Source organism: Chloroflexaceae bacterium (assembly GCA_025057155.1).
Taxonomy (GTDB): Bacteria; Chloroflexota; Chloroflexia; order Chloroflexales; family Chloroflexaceae; genus JACAEO01.
On sequence record JANWYD010000010.1, the window covers coordinates 155,439 to 173,321 of the forward strand.

At 62.3% G+C, this 17,883-nt stretch carries 15 protein-coding genes; all 15 read right to left on the bottom strand.

Annotated elements, in window-relative coordinates:
• Positions 1-96: 96 nt before the first annotated feature.
• Entirely contained in the window at positions 97-1,128 is a 1,032-nt protein-coding gene (locus tag NZU74_11235) for a Gfo/Idh/MocA family oxidoreductase (protein ID MCS6881897.1), read from the bottom strand.
• A gap of 71 nt (positions 1,129-1,199) precedes the next feature.
• Positions 1,200-2,672, bottom strand: a complete 1,473-nt coding sequence (locus tag NZU74_11240) for a sugar transferase (GenBank protein MCS6881898.1) — start codon at positions 2,670-2,672, stop codon at positions 1,200-1,202.
• Between the two features lie 33 nt (positions 2,673-2,705).
• Positions 2,706-4,058 (bottom strand): NAD(P)/FAD-dependent oxidoreductase, encoded by a 1,353-nt coding sequence (locus tag NZU74_11245; GenBank protein MCS6881899.1) that lies wholly within the window; start codon positions 4,056-4,058, stop codon positions 2,706-2,708.
• Positions 4,059-4,200: 142 nt separating this feature from the next.
• Positions 4,201-5,301, bottom strand: a complete 1,101-nt coding sequence (locus NZU74_11250) for a DegT/DnrJ/EryC1/StrS family aminotransferase (GenBank protein MCS6881900.1) — start codon at positions 5,299-5,301, stop codon at positions 4,201-4,203.
• A complete protein-coding gene (locus NZU74_11255) occupies positions 5,298-5,939 on the bottom strand; it encodes an SIS domain-containing protein (GenBank protein MCS6881901.1) in 642 nt (213 codons plus the stop codon). Before NZU74_11255 ends, NZU74_11250 begins: the two co-directional genes overlap by 4 nt.
• A gap of 114 nt (positions 5,940-6,053) precedes the next feature.
• Positions 6,054-6,407, bottom strand: a complete 354-nt coding sequence (locus NZU74_11260) for an EamA family transporter (GenBank protein MCS6881902.1) — start codon at positions 6,405-6,407, stop codon at positions 6,054-6,056.
• 134 nt (positions 6,408-6,541) lie between these two features.
• On the bottom strand, positions 6,542-7,297 hold the full coding sequence (locus NZU74_11265) for a glycosyltransferase family 2 protein (GenBank protein ID MCS6881903.1): 756 nt from the start codon (positions 7,295-7,297) through the stop codon (positions 6,542-6,544).
• A gap of 279 nt (positions 7,298-7,576) precedes the next feature.
• Positions 7,577-8,866 (bottom strand): glycosyltransferase, encoded by a 1,290-nt coding sequence (locus NZU74_11270; GenBank protein MCS6881904.1) that lies wholly within the window; start codon positions 8,864-8,866, stop codon positions 7,577-7,579.
• Entirely contained in the window at positions 8,863-10,110 is a 1,248-nt protein-coding gene (locus NZU74_11275) for a glycosyltransferase family 4 protein (protein ID MCS6881905.1), read from the bottom strand. Before NZU74_11275 ends, NZU74_11270 begins: the two co-directional genes overlap by 4 nt.
• Positions 10,111-10,228: 118 nt before the next feature.
• Complete coding sequence (locus NZU74_11280) at positions 10,229-11,728, bottom strand: hypothetical protein (protein MCS6881906.1); 1,500 nt, start codon at positions 11,726-11,728, stop codon at positions 10,229-10,231.
• 16 nt (positions 11,729-11,744) lie between these two features.
• Complete coding sequence (locus NZU74_11285; protein MCS6881907.1) at positions 11,745-13,277, bottom strand: glycosyltransferase family 39 protein; 1,533 nt, start codon at positions 13,275-13,277, stop codon at positions 11,745-11,747.
• A 172-nt stretch (positions 13,278-13,449) separates the two neighbouring features.
• Entirely contained in the window at positions 13,450-15,228 is a 1,779-nt protein-coding gene (locus tag NZU74_11290; protein ID MCS6881908.1) for a radical SAM protein, read from the bottom strand.
• Between the two features lie 52 nt (positions 15,229-15,280).
• A complete protein-coding gene (locus NZU74_11295; GenBank protein ID MCS6881909.1) occupies positions 15,281-15,739 on the bottom strand; it encodes a hypothetical protein in 459 nt (152 codons plus the stop codon).
• Positions 15,739-16,968, bottom strand: a complete 1,230-nt coding sequence (locus tag NZU74_11300; protein MCS6881910.1) for a glycosyltransferase family 2 protein — start codon at positions 16,966-16,968, stop codon at positions 15,739-15,741. Before NZU74_11300 ends, NZU74_11295 begins: the two co-directional genes overlap by 1 nt.
• A gap of 46 nt (positions 16,969-17,014) precedes the next feature.
• Positions 17,015-17,746 (bottom strand): acyltransferase, encoded by a 732-nt coding sequence (locus NZU74_11305; GenBank protein ID MCS6881911.1) that lies wholly within the window; start codon positions 17,744-17,746, stop codon positions 17,015-17,017.
• Between the last annotated feature and the right edge of the window lie 137 nt (positions 17,747-17,883).

A 17,883-nucleotide genomic window follows, 5' to 3' on the forward strand; every position in this document is an offset into this window, starting at 1 on the left:
GAGGGCTCTGCCCTCCCAGAAGTGTTTTTTAGTTGAACGGTCTGGCCGCACGGGCGCCAAAGGGGCGCTTACCTCGCGTCATTTCACGCTGCTCGCTCAGGCGGCAACCCCTACAGTCATTTCAACCACGTTAGTTCCGCCCTGGAAGGCAGACCCGGCTCGGATAATCTGGTGCGCCATGTCCAGCGCCGCGATGCCATCCTCACCACTCACCGCTGGTGGATGGCCATGACGCACCGCCTCGCAAAAGGCGCGTAGTTCCTCAAACAGCGGCTCACGTCGCTGTACCTTGAGGCGGATCATGCGCCCCTCACTGACCCCTATGGTCGCCAGTGTCGGCCAGTGCTTGCCCGCGCATTCGTCGTTCTCAAAAAAGGTCAGATCCTGGGTGAGATAGTTGGCGACAAACATCCCCCGCTCGCCCACGATGCTGAGTTCGCGGATCTTCGTCGGTGTCAGCCAGTTGATCTCGAGAATGCCGACAACGCCATTTTCGAAGCGCAGCACTGCCGAGAGCAGGTCTTCGTGGGAGCGATGCAGGTGGCGATGCAGTTCGACGTGCATCCGGCTGATCTTCGAGCCGAGAAGGTAGTTGAGAATATCCATCTCGTGTGTCGCCAGGTCAATCGCCACGCCGACGTCCATGATCCTTGCCGGGAATGGGCCAACCCGGCGCGCGGTGATCTGAAAGATATGGCCCAGTTCGTGCGCTTCAAGTTGCTGCTTGAGCGCGATGATCGCCGGGTTGAAACGCTCAATGTGTCCCACGGTGAGCAATACGCCCTTGCGCCGGGCAGCTTCCACCAGCGCGTATCCGTCGAGCACCGTCGCGGCGATCGGTTTCTCGATCAGCAGGGATACGCCGTGTTCGATCACGTCCTGCGCCACCTCGAAGTGATGTTTGGTCGGTACGACGATAGAAACCAGATCGAGGCGCTCTTCCTCCAGCATCTCCCGATAGTTTGTATAGGCCCGGCAGCGATACATATTGCCAACACGCGCTGCGGTGGTTGGATCGGTATCGCTGACCGCAGTGAGTTCGACTCCGTCCATGCTGGCATAGACGCGGGCGTGGTTCCGGCCCATGCTGCCGACACCGATAACGCCGGCGCGAAGTCGTGCATGCATAACAACCTCCAGACACGATGCACTGGTTGGATGATCCGTGCGTTCAGGCAGCGTGCAAACGCCTTGCGGCCTCAGTATGCTCCGTGACCCGAGATGACCACGGCAATGGTGCGATAGATAATGTACAGGTCGAGCCAGATCGAGTAATTGCGAATGTAGTGCATGTCCAGGCGCACACGCTCTTCGTAGCCTAGGTTGCTGCGCCCGCTGATCTGCCACAGGCCGGTAAGCCCCGGCCGCACGGTTACCAGGTTGTGACGCCAGCGTCCAAAGTGCCGCAGTTCGTCGGCCGTGATCATCCGTGGGCCGACCAGGCTCATTTGACCCAGGAGCACATTCACCAGTTGCGGCAATTCGTCAATGCTGGTGCGCCGCAGGAAGCGTCCGAGGCGCGTAACCCTGGGGTCATTTTGGAGTTTCCCGGTTTCTTCAAGTTCTTTACGCAGCTCAGGCGTTAACAACTTGTCGCCATCCACCCGCATGGTGCGGAACTTGAAGGCGTCAAAAGTCCGGTTGCCAACCCCCACGACCCGGCGGCGGTAAATAATTGGCCCCGGGCTGTCGAGACGCACAAGGATGGCAACAATAGCCAGCAGCGGGCTGAGGAGTATCAAGGCTGCCAGCGCTCCCCCCCGGTCTATAATTGTCTTCCACACCCCATGGAGGCCGGTAATGCGCGTCTTGTTAAGACCGAGCAGCGGCACGGAACCACGCTCGCGCACCTCTACTCCGACAGTCAGCAACTCAAAGATCCCTGGCGCCAGCAAGACGTCAAGCTGGCGTAGGGTCTCCATCGCGCCGCATACCGAAGGCAACCGCTCGCGCACCATCTCGGTGTCGGCAATGATTGCGCTATCTACCCCCGTATGCGTGACGATGGCTTCAAAGGCCGTAACCGGTCCGAGCACCGGCACACCCGGCAGCGCTTCCGTGCCCGGCGGCAGATGATCGTCAATGAAGCCGATGACCCGCATACCGCCCTGGCTTGAGGCGTTCAATTGCTCGGCAACTGCCCGGCCTTCGGCGTTGGCCCCTAGCACTACCGTGCGCTGGATCAGGCGTCCCTGTTCTCGGAGTGAGTACACGAGCCGTCGCGCAAGGAAGCGCCATCCTATGGTCATTGCCAGGACAGAGGCCCAGGCCAGCAGCAGCCATCCCCGCGCAATCACGAAGTCCGGCTGCAGGAACGTGAGGACGATAATCACCAGCACACCCACGGTACAGGCATTGAAAATGCGGGCGTATTCGGTTGTGCCTCCGAAGATGATATTAGGGTTGTACAGCCCATACATGGCAAAGAGCACAATCCACGATGGTACGAGCAGGGCGATCAGTGTGGCGTAGAACTCCAACCGCGCATCGCCGGGGTAGAAAATCGCCCAGTCGGTAAAGAAACGCAGCACGTAGGCCAGGATAAATCCCCCGGCCACGCATAGGGCGTCACCCAACCCGATCCCCAGGAGCACCCATCGCCATTCGTTGCGCCGAGCTTCTCTGGCTGGGAAAAGCTGTCCGGCTAGAATGTCAATCATCTGGTTGTTCATAGCTGTCCCCACCATTTCATTCGATTGAGTGTCTCAGGCGCTGATAAGGGCTGGCGAGATAGAGGTGTTGCGCCCGGTAACGTCTGTGATAATTTCCCATGCCGTCCGGCGCGCAAAGGCACACACGGACTCGCCATTCGTCAACTGCGGGTAGATCTGGCTAGTGTTGGCCAGGTAAAGCCCGGTGATCTCGCTACGTACCGGCGGGATGAGGTCGGTCATTCCCACAGGATGTAACGGTTCGACATAACGCTCGCGACCAATACGCACCGCTGCAATCTCGTCATCACGCAGGTCGGGAAACATCTGGCGCAGGTAGCCGAGGAAGGCTGCGCGCAGCTCGTCATCGGACATGGTGGCGAAACGGCTGCCCGGCGCCACGTACTTGGGAAGGTAGACCAGATGGTAGCCGCCCACACAGGCCGGATCGATAAGGTTCGTCGTCTCGATCACCCCCGTGAAGGGGATACGCTCGTCGGTGATGTTCAGGGTGTAGTATGGTGTTAGACTGCGGCGCAGCACCAGCAGCACGCAGACGATGCCCAGGAAACCCTCTAGCCTGCCCCAGCGCTCACTGACGGCCGTCGCCTCAGGCGGCAACAGCCGGCGCGCGATGGGCGTCTGCGCAGTAATGATCACCCGGTCGGTGACCTGCTCGATCCCGTTGATGCTCAGGCTTACTACTCGCCCGTCGGCAATCCGCACCTGCTCGACGTTGGCCCCCGTAGTAATCATCCCTCCTCGCGCTCGTATCGCCGCTGCCAGCGCGTCAATCAACTCCTGGTAGCCATTCGGCAGGTAACCCATCAATTCCTGGCTGCCACCTCGGGTACGTGTGTCGGTGGTGCGAACCAGTCGTGACCAGATGTAGGTCGCAGGCACCTGCGAGAAGTCGCCGTCAAACTTGGCTCGTAGCAGCGGCTCCCAGATATGGCGGGTGGTTTTTTCCCCGCTCAGTTGCCGCAGCCAATCTGCAACTGGGATCTGCTCCAGGGCGCGCCAGTCTTTGATCCGGCGGCAGGCCAGAATGGTGTACGCCAGGCGCATCCGGTCAATCAGGTTCAGTGGCGGGAAGCGCAGGAACTCAAGGGGCGTCGTCATAGGATAGCAGCGCCCATCGTGGTAGAAGCCCATTTTGGTTGAGACCATCCGCAGGCGGCTGCGCAGGCCCAGTTCGTCCATCAGACTCATCAGGGTCTGATCGCTGCTCAGGATCGCGTGATAGTAGCGATCACAGCTCATGCCGCCCAGCTCGGCGAAGGTGGTGCGCCCCATCAGGCCGCCCAGGGTCGCGGCGCGTTCCCAGACCCTGACCGATTTGCCCCATTTCAAGAACTCATGCGCCAATGTAAGTCCTAAAATGCCACCGCCAATGATGTCAATCATTCGTTCATTCCTGTAAGCGTCTCTGAAGGCGGATTCTGGAAGAGGATCGCCGGGAGGGTGCGTCCCTCCCGGACTGTCCGTGTTCGGATGCGCCACGTCGAGGCTGCAATCGCACATCGGCGAGCTGAAATCTTCAGTCGCGTCATTCGCTCAATACCTCGCTGGGTTCGAGCGACAGGGCATTCAGCGCTTCGCTGATGTGCGCTAGATCCTCGCTGGTGAGACCTGGATGAACCGGCAGGGATAGGACTTGCCGGCTAAGACGTTCAGCAACCGGCAGCGACTGATTGTAGCCCAGCGCGCGGTACATCGGCTGGTGCGGAATAGGCAACGGGTAGAACACTGCCGTATCTACGCCTGCAGCGCGGAGCTGGCGCATCGCTTCATCGCGATCGCCCAGGATGCGCACCGTGTACTGGTGGTAGACATGGCGGACATCAGGGCGCACAGACGGTTTCAGCACCTGCGGGTGGGTGATCGTCTGGTTGAAGTAGGCCGCATTGGCAATCCGGCGTTCCGTGAAGCGTTCGAGCTTCGCCAGTTGGGCGTTCCCGATGGCCGCCTGCAGGTCGGTCATGCGGAAGTTGTAGCCCAGGAAATCGTGGTAGTAGCGCACCCGACTGCCGTGGCTCCGCAGGAGCCGCAGCCGGTCGGCAATCTGCGCATCATTGGTGGTGATCATGCCGCCTTCGCCCGACATGATGTTCTTCGTCGCATAGAGCGAGAAACAGCCGGTTCCAAAGCTTCCGACCGGTCGTCCCTGATCGCGCGCCCCAATCGCCTGGGCGGCATCCTCGATGATCACCAGCCCGTGGCGCTCCGCGATGGCGCACAGGGCGTCCATCGCAGCCGGTTGACCATACAGATGGACAGGCATAATCGCCCGCGTTGCCGGCGTGATGGCCGCCTCCACCTGGTCGGGATCGAGATTGAACGTGTGTTCATCAATATCCACGAAGACCGGACGGGCCCCGGCCATCAAGATACTGTTGCCAGTGGCAATGAAGCTGAACGGAGTGGTGATTACCTCGTCGCCGGGGCCGATGTCGTGGGCGCGCAGCGCGAGAAAGAGGGCTGCCGTGCCATTGCTCACGGCAACGGCATGCGCCACGCCGCAGACCGCTGCGAAGGCCGATTCGAGTCGCGCCACTTCGGGCCCCTGGGCCAGCATGCCTGAACGCAGGACGGCAAGGACGGCTTCCTCCTCCTCGGGGCCGATCTGGGGACGGGCGACGGGGATCACAGCCGGCCTCCTCCCGCTACTCGCGTCGCCAGGGCGTACTGCGGTTCAGCCGCGACCTCTCTTACCTCCAGGAGGCTCTCTTCGATGCGCAGGCCCATCGTGACTGCCAGTGAGTGACAGACAGCACTATGCACGTCCTCCACTGCTGGCATGTGATAGGTCGCGCTGTGCAGGCTAATCTGAGCAAGCTGCGCCAGCTTGCCGCCGTCGAACCCCGTAAGACCGATGGTGATCGCCCCACGAGCGTTGGCCCAACTGACAGCTTCCAGGACATTCGGCGAGTTGCCGCTGCCCGAGATGGCGAACAGCAGATCGCCAGGGCGATAATGGGTCATCAACTGCTCGACAAAGACGTCGGCATAGCCCTGATCGTTGGAAAAGGCGGTGATCACCGGGACGTTGTCGGTGAGGGCCAGCGCCCGCACGCGCCGCGCCCCGGGCCTGATTGTCCATTTGGTCAAGTCACAGGCGAAATGGGAGGCTGTCGCGGCGCTGCCGCCATTGCCGCAGATAAAGATCGTACCGTCGCGTTCGTATGTGTGCCAGAGTGCATCGGCGATTGCCTCGAGGGGCTCTCGCGGCAGTTGTTGCAGGCTCTGCGACACCAGGTGGAGATAGCGATTGAGCGGGGTTGTCATAGGTGTCACGACTCTCTACCAGGGCCAAGCTACAGAGCTTAGCTCCGGGGCAGTTGTTGAGCGGTTTATGTGCCACAGATAGTCAAAGTGTGTGTCTGACAGGGGGCAGGGCTGCTACGATCTGGCTACCAGGATCATACCGATGCAGATCACGGCGACGCCCGCCGCTCGTAGCGGATTGACGCTCTCACGCAGAATGAGCCAGCCAACCAGGAACAGAAGCACATGGTTCAGGCTCACAAAGGGATAGGCGACGCTCAGGTCGATCCGTGAAAGGGTTACTAACCAGAAGAAAGTGCCGAAACCGTAGATGAGCAATCCGCCAATAACATATGGCGAGCGTACGATCTGCCAGATGATCCCCGGCACTGTCTCAACGCTCAGGCCCAGCGGACCCATCTGGTTCATTCCGTGCTTTAACATCGTTTGGCCAACAATCCCCATAACGGTCGCGATAAGGATCAGCATCCATGTGCTCATCAACAACCCTCCGATTCGCCGTGGCGTTGCTCTCGTTAGAGCAGAGACGCGCACGGGAGCGGTCACTTCATCAATATGCTGCATTCCCTGGTTCTCCTTCGCGTGGCTGATCGGGCGATTCCTTACTGCGGGCGCGCTGCAGTGTTCCAACCCTGTCGCCCGGCAAAGCGTCGCCCGATCAGGCCGGCCATATAGCGCAGGTGGGTGCGGGTGATGCGCAGCACTTTCGCCTTGGATTGCCCATAGCGGCGAACACGCAGGGTTGTCGGATATTCGGCGATGCGGTAACCGGCCAGCCGGGCTTCGACCAGCAGTTCGGTAACCATCAGGAACCCGTCGGCGTGGGTGGTGATCCGCTCGATCACCTCGCGGCGGCAGGCCCGGAACAGCGCGGTGTAGGTGTGGATGTTCCAATCAATCAGCAAGCGGTAGCAGAGCGAGGCGCTCTTGCTGATCGCCACCCGATACGTCGGCACGTTCTCGACCCTGCCGCCGGGATGGTATGGTGACGCTGTGACAATATCAACATCAGGGGTCAGCCGATCAAGCAGCGCGGGGATTTCGGCGAAAGGATAGGTGCCGTCGCTGTCACATGTGACAATCACGGCGCCCCGGCTGTGCGCGAAGCCGGTGCGCAGGGCGGCCCCCAGGCCGCGGTTGCGCTCATGGCTAACGATTCGCGCTTCGGGCACATCACGGAAGGCGCTCGCGAGCAACGCGCCGGTGTTGTCGCTGCTGCCATCGTCAACCAGAATGAGTTCGACGCTACCGCGCTGGCGCAATTCAGGCAGCACCTGTCCGATCCGCTCGCGCATCGTGGGAATGCCTTCAGCCTCGTTATAGCACGGAACAACAACAGATAAATCGACATTCTGCATTGCTTGTTTTCTCCTCACACGCCCCTGGGCCCTTAGATGGCTCTTTGTTCCACACGAGCCACCGCCGGCTTGTGACCTCTAGTATGCCGGAGGCTTCTGACTCTTGATTAAATCGTCCCGATTGAGCATCTGACAGTTCGTTTAGCGGTGGTGCGTTTCTGCCGTTCTGAACGCGGGGTCTCCAATGTTTCCCGCTTCCTGCTCGTGAGAGCGCACGAGAGGACGCAAACCTCTCAGGCCGGTGCCTGAGCGGCTCCTGGCTGCGCAAGCTGTCGATTGTTACTGTTTGGGACCGGCGGAAGGGGTCGTCTGCAGGGCGGCGTGGTAGGCGCGTTCCAGAGCCGCGGTGCTGGCCTTCCAGGTGTGATGGCGCTCGATGTAGGCTCGGCCAGCCTGCCCCAGCCGCGCGCGCAAGGTTGTGTCTTCAAGCAGCGCGACGATACCGTCAGCGAAGTTGCGGACGCTTTCGGCGGCCAGCAACTCAATTCCCGCCCGCACCTGCAGGGCGACCGTAGCCTGGCGCGCAGCAATTACCGGGGTGGCGCAGGCCATGGCTTCCAGCACCTTGTTCTGAATACCCACCCCATACGTGAGCGGCGCGACGGCGAGTGTGGCGCGCTGCATATAGACGCGGAGATCCGGGACGTAGCCGGTGATCTCGACGCGCGGGTCGCGCCTCCAGGCGCGCAGGCGCGGCCCTGGGTTCGCTCCGGCGATGACCACGCGCGCGTCAGGGCGCTGCTGCCAGACCAGGGGCATGATCTCGCGGAGGAGGCGCAGGGCGGCGGCTTCGTTGGCATGGTAGCTCATTTTGCCGCTGAAGAGGATGGTTGCTGGTTCTCGCTCGGTCTGTGGTGGATGGAAGTACTCGCAATCAACCCCATTCGGCACGACCTGAATCGGGGCGCCCGGAAGCTGATTGAACCGCCTTCGCAGGATGTCAAGCGCCCAGCGGTCTTCTGGTGAAGTGATCACCACCTGGGCGAAGGCGCGCCCGTAGGCTGCCTCGTAGCGCCGAGTGCGAGCCAGGTCGAGGAGCGCCATGGCCCGCGCGCTTAGCACGGGGTTGTGGCGCAGGGTCCGCTCGAAGAGCAGACTGATGCTGTCAACCGCGTCCAGCACCAGGGGCGGAGCATAGGATAGACCCGCCGCTGCGCTGCGGGCCACCTCGGCACCCCGCAGGTGTTCAATATGTACAATGTCATATGTGTCACTGACCATTGCTGTGCGCACTGCCTGAACCAGCGCCGGGTTCAGACAGTGGGCCGCCTGGAAGGGCAGCGCGCTGGGGATGGCACGCAGGTACGCTTCGAGGACCGCCCGGCGACCGTGTGGTACGGCTATGGTCGGGCAAAGCCCGCGGAGCGCGTCGAGCGCCCGTTGATCGTCGGGGCCACTGATGGGGCAGACCAGTGTCACCGCATGGCCCCGCGCAACAAGCTGACGCAGAAACTGGAAGGGACGCACGCGGATCGGCGAAGGTGCGTATGGGGCGACGAAGAGCACACGCAAGCGTGAACCCGCTCCGTTGGCGCTGACTCGATCAGGTGAGGCGGAGAGGATGCTCATAGGTGCACCTGTGATGCTGTAGCGCCTCGCGCCTCAGCGCGGGCCAGGGCCGCGCCGTAGGCCGCTTCTACACTCGGATTGACCACTCGCCAGTCGTAGCGTTCCTCGGCGACGCGGCGCCCGGCAGCGGCCAGGCGCTCCCCCAGGCCCGGATTGCGCAGGATGCGCACCACAGCCGCTGCAAACTCGGCAGGGGTGTCGCCGACCAGCAGGTGTTCGCCCGGTGTAAGGTCAATCCCTTCGTAACCAATGGTGGTTGAGACAATCGGCAGGCCGCGGGCCAGCGCTTCGAGGATCTTCACTCGCATCCCGCCCCCCGCGCGCACCGGTACGATCAGCGCGGCGGTCTGTTCCATGTACGGACGGGGATCCTCCACGTAGCCGGTTACGACAATGCTTGGATCGTCCTTGCTCAGCCGGCGCACGCTTGCTGGCGGTCGCGCGCCGACCACTGCAAAGTTCGCCTCCGGCACTTCACGCTTAACGAGCGGATACACCTCGTGGGCGAACCAGAGCACCCCGTCAACGTTGGGCGGCCAGAACATGGTAGCCATACTGAGGATGGTGCCCGGAGTCGCAACCCGCTGTACCGGCCCATTGCCGCGTGCGTCTACGGCGATGGGAACGATGGTTGTCGGCGGCAGACTGGTCCTGGCCTCGGCAGCGGCCAGTTCGAGGAAGCGCACATCCGACTCGCTGACCGCCAGCAGAGCGTCGAATCGGGCGCAGATGTGTGCCTCGTAGCGACGCAACCGCCGCGCCTCAAGTTCGAGGAACAATCGCTTCGGCAGCGGCCCGCCGTGGCGGGCCATCCGGGCGACAATCGTCCAGACCGCATTGTGCTCATCCAGCACCCGCGCGCCAGGCAGGTCCGCAGCGAAGCGGGCCATGTTCAGTTGATCGGCGTGGATAATGTCGAAGGTCTCGCGGCGGACCAGATCGCGCAGAAGGGCTTCTAGCTCAGGCGAGACGTCGCGACGCATAATGAATGACTCGCCGGTCATCGTACTGTGCAGCAGATGTTGCGCGTCACGCAGGCGCGAGCGTCTGAAGGGCACAGTGTAGACTGCCTTGCACAGGCCGCGCAAACTCTCGGCATGTTCCCGCTCTCGCTCGGATCGCACCAGCGAAACAAGGGTTACCTCGTGTTGCTGGCCGAGGTACTGAAGCAGGTTATAGGTCTTCACCTTGGGACCGCTGTCCGGCGGATAGGGCGCCACCAGGGTCAACATCAGAATGCGCATGGCAGACTCGCGTTTCGCACAGGTTTTGATGGATATATTGCTCTTTAGCCATCGAGGGGCGAAGCCCGCTCATATAGAAGTGCGAGGAGGAACGGTTTTCTCGTACCTGCTGTTTTTATCAAACAACCTCCTCATGTACCAGAGCGGTATTACCACCTGCGATTGCTGAAGGGCGCGATCGCCGATGGTTCCTCGGGACCACCATCAACCCCGCCAGTGCCAGGATTGCCAGCAGCAGGGGGATCAGGCTCCATGGTCCGGTAAGGCCAAGGACCATCCCCAGATTGCGCGCGATATCGCCAGCGGCCCAGGCAGGGAACACGTAACCGGTCCACGTGTTCCGGATCGCGTCGGTGGGAAAGAGTTGACCTGCGAGGCTTTCAGCCCAGACCAGGGCGATCGAACCGATGACCAGGGTCGTCACCGCCGTGCGGCCTGCCGGTCGCGACCAGAGCCGGGCGGCGAGCCAGGCAGCGCTAAGGGCCAGGAAGGGGATGATCGGCACAATATAACGCGGGCCAGCCGCAAAGCCGCCCCACCACATCACCGATGAACCGTAAAAGAGGATCAGCGTGAGCGGCGCCAGGACCAGGAGCCACCACTCGGCGCGTCGCTCGCCGCCACGCCACCAGAGGATCGCTGCCGGCAGCGCGAGCAGCAGCCACGGCGCGCGCACGAACAGGCCGCGGAAGGCGCCGAAGGTCAGGCCCCAGAGGGCCTCGATCCGGGGCCCGGTAATGCTCATAAAGCCAGTGTGGTGCTGCTCCTGCCACAGGGCCGAGTGGGCATAACCGATAGGCAGCGGCGTACCGAAGGCGACCAGGTCGTACACGATCAGGAGCGCCAGCGGCATGGCGCCGCCAAGCGCGAGCGGCCCGATCCAGCGCCAGCCGCGCCGCGCCAGCGCATAGAGACCAATCAGTGCGGCGGGCAGTACAACAGGGTATTCGCTGATGACTGCCCAGCCCAGCAGCAGTCCGCAGAGCAGGCCGCGGGCGTAGGCAGGCCGGCCCCTCTCGTCATCGCGCGGCCAGGCCACAAAGAAGGCCCCGAAGAGCAGTGCAGCGGCGACCTGATGGCTGTAGAAGTTGCCCGCATAGGGCGCGGCGCTGGTGCCGAGGCCGTAGGCCAGGGCGCCCAGAGCAGCCAGTGATGGGACTACGCCCAGCCTCACGAGCGCCAGGTGAAATACCACCCCTAGGCCTGCTGCGGCGATAGCGACAACTGCCAGAGTTAACGCATACTGCACCAGAGCGAAGCGGATCTTGTCGGCCCGCAGGCCGCTGCCATCCTCCCGCAGCGTGGACTGAAACGCCGTTCCGCTGCTAATGGTCTCCAGGCGCTCACGCACCGGCGGGATGTTTAACGCCGGGCTGAGGACCATGTACACGGGCATGGCCAGAAACGATAGCCCCGGTGGCTTGTCGGTATACGCGCGTCCTTCGTAGATGGCATAGTCGCCGGTATTGGCGACATAGCGATCAATGCTGACCGTGCCATCGTCAACCATAGCCAGCACCAGATTGAGCCGCGAGTTCTGGTTCCAGTCCGACCAGCGAGGCAGCACATAGGTATAACAGATGAGGAGCAGGATGAAAATCAGAAGTGAGCGTTGCATCGCTCCTGCCTCCCTTTCACGGCCCGCTGCGCTGTAGCAATCTATACGGCTCAGCGGTGTAGATAACCTGGTAGTCGCGGGCCAGCACCTCGTCCGGGTAGATCCTGGTGTATGCACTGAACGGCCCGAGCAGCACATAGGGCGGACGGGCTTCCAGCCCATTGTACTGGACGGGCGGGCCGCCGAGCCAGACGTGGCGAACAGCCGGATCGAGCAGTTCGGTTGGTACGTAGTGATAGTTATGGTCGGTGAGCACGCCCATCTCCGGCTCCCAGGTTTCGATGATCGGGCCGACCGGCACATTCCGGTCAAGGTAGGCAGCCATCTCGTGGGCAGCGTAGCGGGGGCTAAGTACGCCCCGGGTGCTAAGGGCTAGTGGCACGAGAATAACTAGCGCCAGATAGGCCGCCCCGAGCCAGGCCGGGGCTGTGCGCTGGCGCTTCCACAGCGCCTGGAAGAGATCATAGGCCAGCAGGGCTGTTGTGAAGGACCCGAGGATCACGGCAGGGAACGCGTAGCGCGGCCAGCCCAGCGAGATCATGAACCAGGCGAGCCAGAGTACCGCCATTAAGGTCGCGGCCAGGTGCGTCAGCGCCCACGGGCTGCGCGTGCGGGCGCGCCAGAGGCCATAGGCCAGACCGGGGAGGAGCAAGCCGCCGTAGACCTGGATCAGGTAGCGCGCGGCGCGCAGACTCGCCTGCGTGTCAAAGACAAAGATCGCTCCGCCAGCAGCCTGGCGCGTCTTGGCCAGGTTTGCTGCGAAACCATCGGGACCAAAGAAGGTGAACATGACCACGGTCCAGATCGTGAAGCAGGCCGTGGCAATCATTAGTGGCGCCAGGCGCACCCACCAGTTGCCCGCCCGGTAGTAGAGCCAGTCGAGCAGGGCCAGCAGCGCCAGCGATGGCAGAACAATCAGCACAAACTGATTCTTGGTCACCAGGGCGAGGCCGAAGGCCAGCCCGGCGAGCAGGCTGGAGCGTCGCGCTGTCGCTGGCCTCAAAATGGCGGCGCTATAGCCAAGGAGTCCAAGCAAGAGAAAGGCGATCCCTGGCACTTCGCCGAGCGCCTGGCGCCCGTACTCGATCAGCCCCTCGAAGCGCAGGGTTCGAGAGGCCAGCGCCAGCAGCACTGCCAGCATGGCCACCTGCCAGCCATAGAGCCGGCGCGCCAGGAAGTAGAGCGCGACGAGCGCGAGGGCCATATAGGCCACAATGACCAGGCGCGCTTGAAGCAGGCCAACCCCGCCCAGTTTGAACGCGGCGGCCACAGGCAGCATCACCGTCGGCCCGACGCCGATCGTCGGCCCGAAGTAGCGAAAGCCTTCGCTGCTGATGTCAGCGTACACCCCGTAGCGCACCAGCGTCTTGGGTACATGCAGGTGCGAACCCTCATCGAACCAGGTTGGCGGCGCATAGGGCAGGTTGATCAGCGCGAGAAGCGCGATCAGAAGAGCGAGGGGCAGGGCGATGATCCATTCCCGGCTTCGCCGAGCAGCGGCTGATTGGTGTGCGAGAGGCGAGCGTCTAACTGAGAGTTGTTCTGACATCGTTATCCCGATCCGCGTTGAACAGACCGCATGCGCTTCATCGCCAGGTCTCGCCAGGACGCCAGATACGGCAATCCTCATTCCGAAATGGCATCAGCCGCCTTCAGTCGAACGAGAGGGGAGGTGACGGCCTCCCCCTCTCATTCGACCATTACAAAGACACCAGTCGCCCTCAGTCACCCGAACCGGCCAGGCGCTGCATCCCCTTGGCCTGCAGGCTGCCCCCCATCCATTTGAGATGATTGATGCCAATGGTCCAGAGCTGGCCGAGGGTGTCGGGGTTGGTCGCGCCCTTGAGGAAGGTCTTGATTGGCCCTGGACGCAACGACCACTCGCGGGCGGCGCGCCTGGCCCAGTATTCCAGGTCTTTCGAGCTGAGGTGCGGATAGTTCAGCACCGTGTGGGAGTACATATCGTAGTCCTCCCACTGATTCATCTGGATCCAGCCATTCTCGACCGCTTCGTAGTAGAAGGGCGTACCCGGATAGGGGGTGGCGATATGGAACAGGGCGATGTCCAGCGGGAGACGCTTGGAAAGGGCGATGGTCTGCTGGATGGTCTCGACCGTCTCTCCGGGCAGGCCGATGATGAAGTAGCCCCAGTTCATGATCCCGGCCCGGTGGCTGGCGGCAATCGTCTCTTCGATGCGCTTGACGGTCGTGCCTTTGCGCGCCCGCTTCAGCACCGCCTCGCTGCCGCTCTCCAGTCCCCAGGCGATCATGAAGCAGCCTGCCCGGCGCATTAGTTGCAGCTCGGCCTCGTCAACGAAGTCCACCCGGCTGTTGCAGCTCCAGCGCAGCTTCAAACCCTCTTTGATGATCGTGTTGCAGAGGTCGTAGACGAACTCCTTCTTCACCGTGAACAGGTCGGCCTCGAAGTGGATATGATGCATGCCCATTTCTTTGAGCATGAACATTTCCTGGAGCACGTGCTCAGGGCTGCGGTGGCGCACGCTCGATTGATAGGTGACGTGCTTGATACAGTAGCGGCAGCCGGCCGGGCAGCCGCGGCTGGTGAGCACAAAGGTGTAGGGTCCGCCGACAATAGGCACCTTGTACTTGCGCCAGGGCAGTTGATCGTGGAGGGGGATGGGCAGGCTATCCAGGTTCTCGATGAAAGGCCGGTCGGGGTTGATGCGCACCTGGCCGTGCTCATCGCGGTAGGCGATGCCAAGGGTCTCGCGCAGGGCGCGAGCGATCACCTGCGGGTAGACGCCAAGGAAACGCCCGCGGGTGGTCAGGTAGGAAGCGTCGGGGAAGGGCAGCTTGCGCCAGGGCGCCGTCAGGTCAGGGTTGCCGACCGGCACGGTCTCGGTGGCCTTCTCCAGTTCCACCTGGCGATCAATCGTCTTGATCACATCGACAATGGTCAACTCAGGCTCGCCACGCACAACGATATCGAGCGTCGGGTATGCCTCCAACGTTTCGCGGCTCATCGGGGTCACGTGAGTGCCGATGGCCATCGTGATGGTGCCGACGGCCTTGCCGATGAAGGTGGTGCGCATGTCGTTCGTCAGCGTGGGCGCCGTGGCGTGAATGATCATGTAGCGCGGCTTTTTCTCCCACATATACTTCTCGAACGACTTCCAATCCATCATCAGGCCGATTGCGTCAATGACCTCGACGCTGTAGCCAGCCTCTTTGACCACAGCGCCGATCTGGGCCAGAGCGGTCTGCGGCCAGATGATCCCGTCGCGGGTGCGCCGTCCGACGCGAGCGATGTCGCGCAGGAACAGATCGCCATCGGGCGAGGGCGGATTCAACACCAGTACGTCAAGGCGCTTCGTGCGCTCGCGGGGCATCTCAACGAAACGGATCTCGCCGGCCCGCTCGTCGGCCCTGGCCGGCGCCACCAGCTTGATGCCGCTGGTCTTGTCCCCGGGAGCGACGCGCTTCTCGGCGCCGTTGTCGGCAGGCTTCGGGGTAGTAGTGTCATGCACGTGCTCGCTCATCTGCTAGTTCTCCTCGTTGCGCGCGTCGAGCGCGATAGTTGTCTAGGAAACCTTATGAACCTTGAGAGTGAATTGGCCCTTGGGTTATGCTATCACGCTTCCTGGCGCGTCGAGCGGCCAGAGAGAGCCTCAGTGATTGGGCCAGCATTGCCAGGAAGCTGAGTTGCAAGATGATTATGGCTGCTGGCCCGACCAGAAAGTGCAATGGTCGATTCAAATTGGCGATCTCTAACCCGAAGAGAAAGTCTATCGCTGCGTGCAACTCTCTCGCTATGTGCTTGGCGTATTCGTAGAGCAGACCGAATAACAGGCCAGTGAGTAGCCAGCTCACGTTCAGCCGAGTTGGTTGTACATACGCTCGGAGTCCGAACCACCCGCTAAGCGCCAGGGCGAGCATGATCGGCCAGTTGTGACTGACCAGGACAATCGCGTATCCCAGGACGTAATGCCATTGTCCAAGGTTAGCATAACTCCATTCCTCAAGCGCCAGCAGCTCTTGTACCGCCTCCATCAGATTGCCGCCTCGCCCCGCAATGCCGGCGCGGGGGTGTAGGTCCAGTTCAGGTCGGCTTCCGCTTCGACGTCGCGGCGGCTCAGTTCGGCCAGCACCCGCGCCAGGCTCCAGGCGCTCACCAGTTGCACGCCGGTCAGCACCAGCAGCGCGCTGACCACCGGCGCGAACCACGAGGCGGCCAGGGCCGGGTTGGTCAGGTCGAACATGACGGCTGCAAGGTAGGTGGCGAAGCCGCCGAGGATCGCCAGGATGCCCAGCCACCAGTAGTGCTTCTCGATGCGGCGACCATTGCCCCGGCGTCCGAAGAGTCCCTGACGGATTGGCCGGCGGTGGAAGAGAGCCACCACATAGCTGAAGGTCGTGCCGGTGGTGTACAGCGTCACTCCGGCCACAGCCAGAACCAGGGCGCCAAAGAGGGTGGGGAAGGACCAGCCAGCCTGACCGGTCGCAAAGTGCACTGCGATCTGACTGCCGATGATCAGCATAGCGGTGAGAAGCAGCGCCAGTCCCAGCCCGCCGAAGATCCGCACCGGGTTATAGGTCAGCGCGGTCCAGATGATCGATTTGGTAAAGCGCAGCCCGTCACGCACCACGCTCAGTTTGCTGCGACCGGAGCGTTCCTTGTAAGGAATCGGCGTCTCAACAATCTTTACCCCTTCGTGCAGGGCCCGTGTGCTCATTGCCGGAGTGAAGTCCAGCGTGTTAGGCAGGGGATAGATCATTGGCAGTACCGAACGGCGCAGCACGCGCTGACCGCTGGCGCTGTCGGTGATGCGCACACCCGCGACCAGCGAGAGCATCGTGGCAAAGATCGTATTACCAATGCGGCGCACCAGGGGCATCTCGCTGTGCTCGCCAGACATACGGCTGCCAATCACAATCTCGGCGCCCTCGAGCGCCAGGCGACACATCTCCGGGAAGCGCTCAGGCGGGTAGGTGCTGTCGGCGTCGAGGAAGCCGATCAATTCGCCGCGAGCCACGCTGAAGCCGGTTTTCAGGGCGCCGCCGTACCCGCGATTCTGCTGCCGGATGAGGCGCACCTGCTCCCCAAAACCCTGCACAATCGCCGCGGTGCGATCGGTCGAGCCGTCGTCAACCACGATGCACTCCAGGTCATCAACACCGACCTCGGCCAGTTGCGGCCGGATCGCCAGAACGCGTTCAACAATGGCTGCAATGCCGTCTTCTTCGTTATAGGCGGGTATCACTACGGAGAGCGTGGGCATACAAGCCGCTCCTCTGTACGCCCGACCGGGACGGTCGGGGTGACGGTTAATACACGACAAGCTCAGGCTCAGGCGCGGGCAGCGGATCGCGACGCAGGTCGCGCACCACACGGGCAGGATTGCCCACTGCAACACAGTAGTCAGGCACGTCTTTAGTGACCACGGCGCCGGCCCCGATCACGGCGTTGCGTCCAATCTTCACTCCGTCGAGGACGATGGCGCCGCTGCCGATCCATGCGCCGTCGGCGATGCTGATGCCCTGGGCGGTGATCCCCTGGTGGCTGATGGGCCGGTTGGGATCGCTGAATACATGGTTGACGGCCAGGAGTTGCACCAGGGTGCCGAGATAGACGTCATCGCCAATGGTGATCCCCCCCTGCCCCCGCAGGATGCAACTCTCGCCGATCAGCGAGCGCGCCCCGATGGTAATGTGGCTGTGGGGCAGATTGCGAAAATTGTAGACGTGCAGAATGGCGTTCTTCATCACCAGACTGTCGGGGCCGATGCTGATCCCGCCAGGACAGGCGTGCAGATACACTCCGTGGTCCAGGTAAGCGCCTCGACCCAGCCGCACGTTGTTGGCGAAGCGGATGCGCACGCCATCTTCGATGGCGGCAACCCCGTCCATACGGAGAATTGTGCGGTAGGCCAGTGCGCGCAGGCCGATGCCGGGCAGCCCCGGAACCCACGCCAGCGTTGCCTGGACTGCTTGCTCAAGCACGTAGCGTGGCAGCGACGTGGCCTGTCGTGACAGGTAGAGTTTGAGCTGGTCGAGCATCGGAGAGCAACTCCCAGGCCGTTATTGCAACATGGATGCCGTGGTGCGTTGTACCGCAAGATACGATACAGAAGGCTTCTAACGATTAGCTAAATCAGGCGCTTATCAGCGCTGACAGTTCTGTTACACGACGCCAG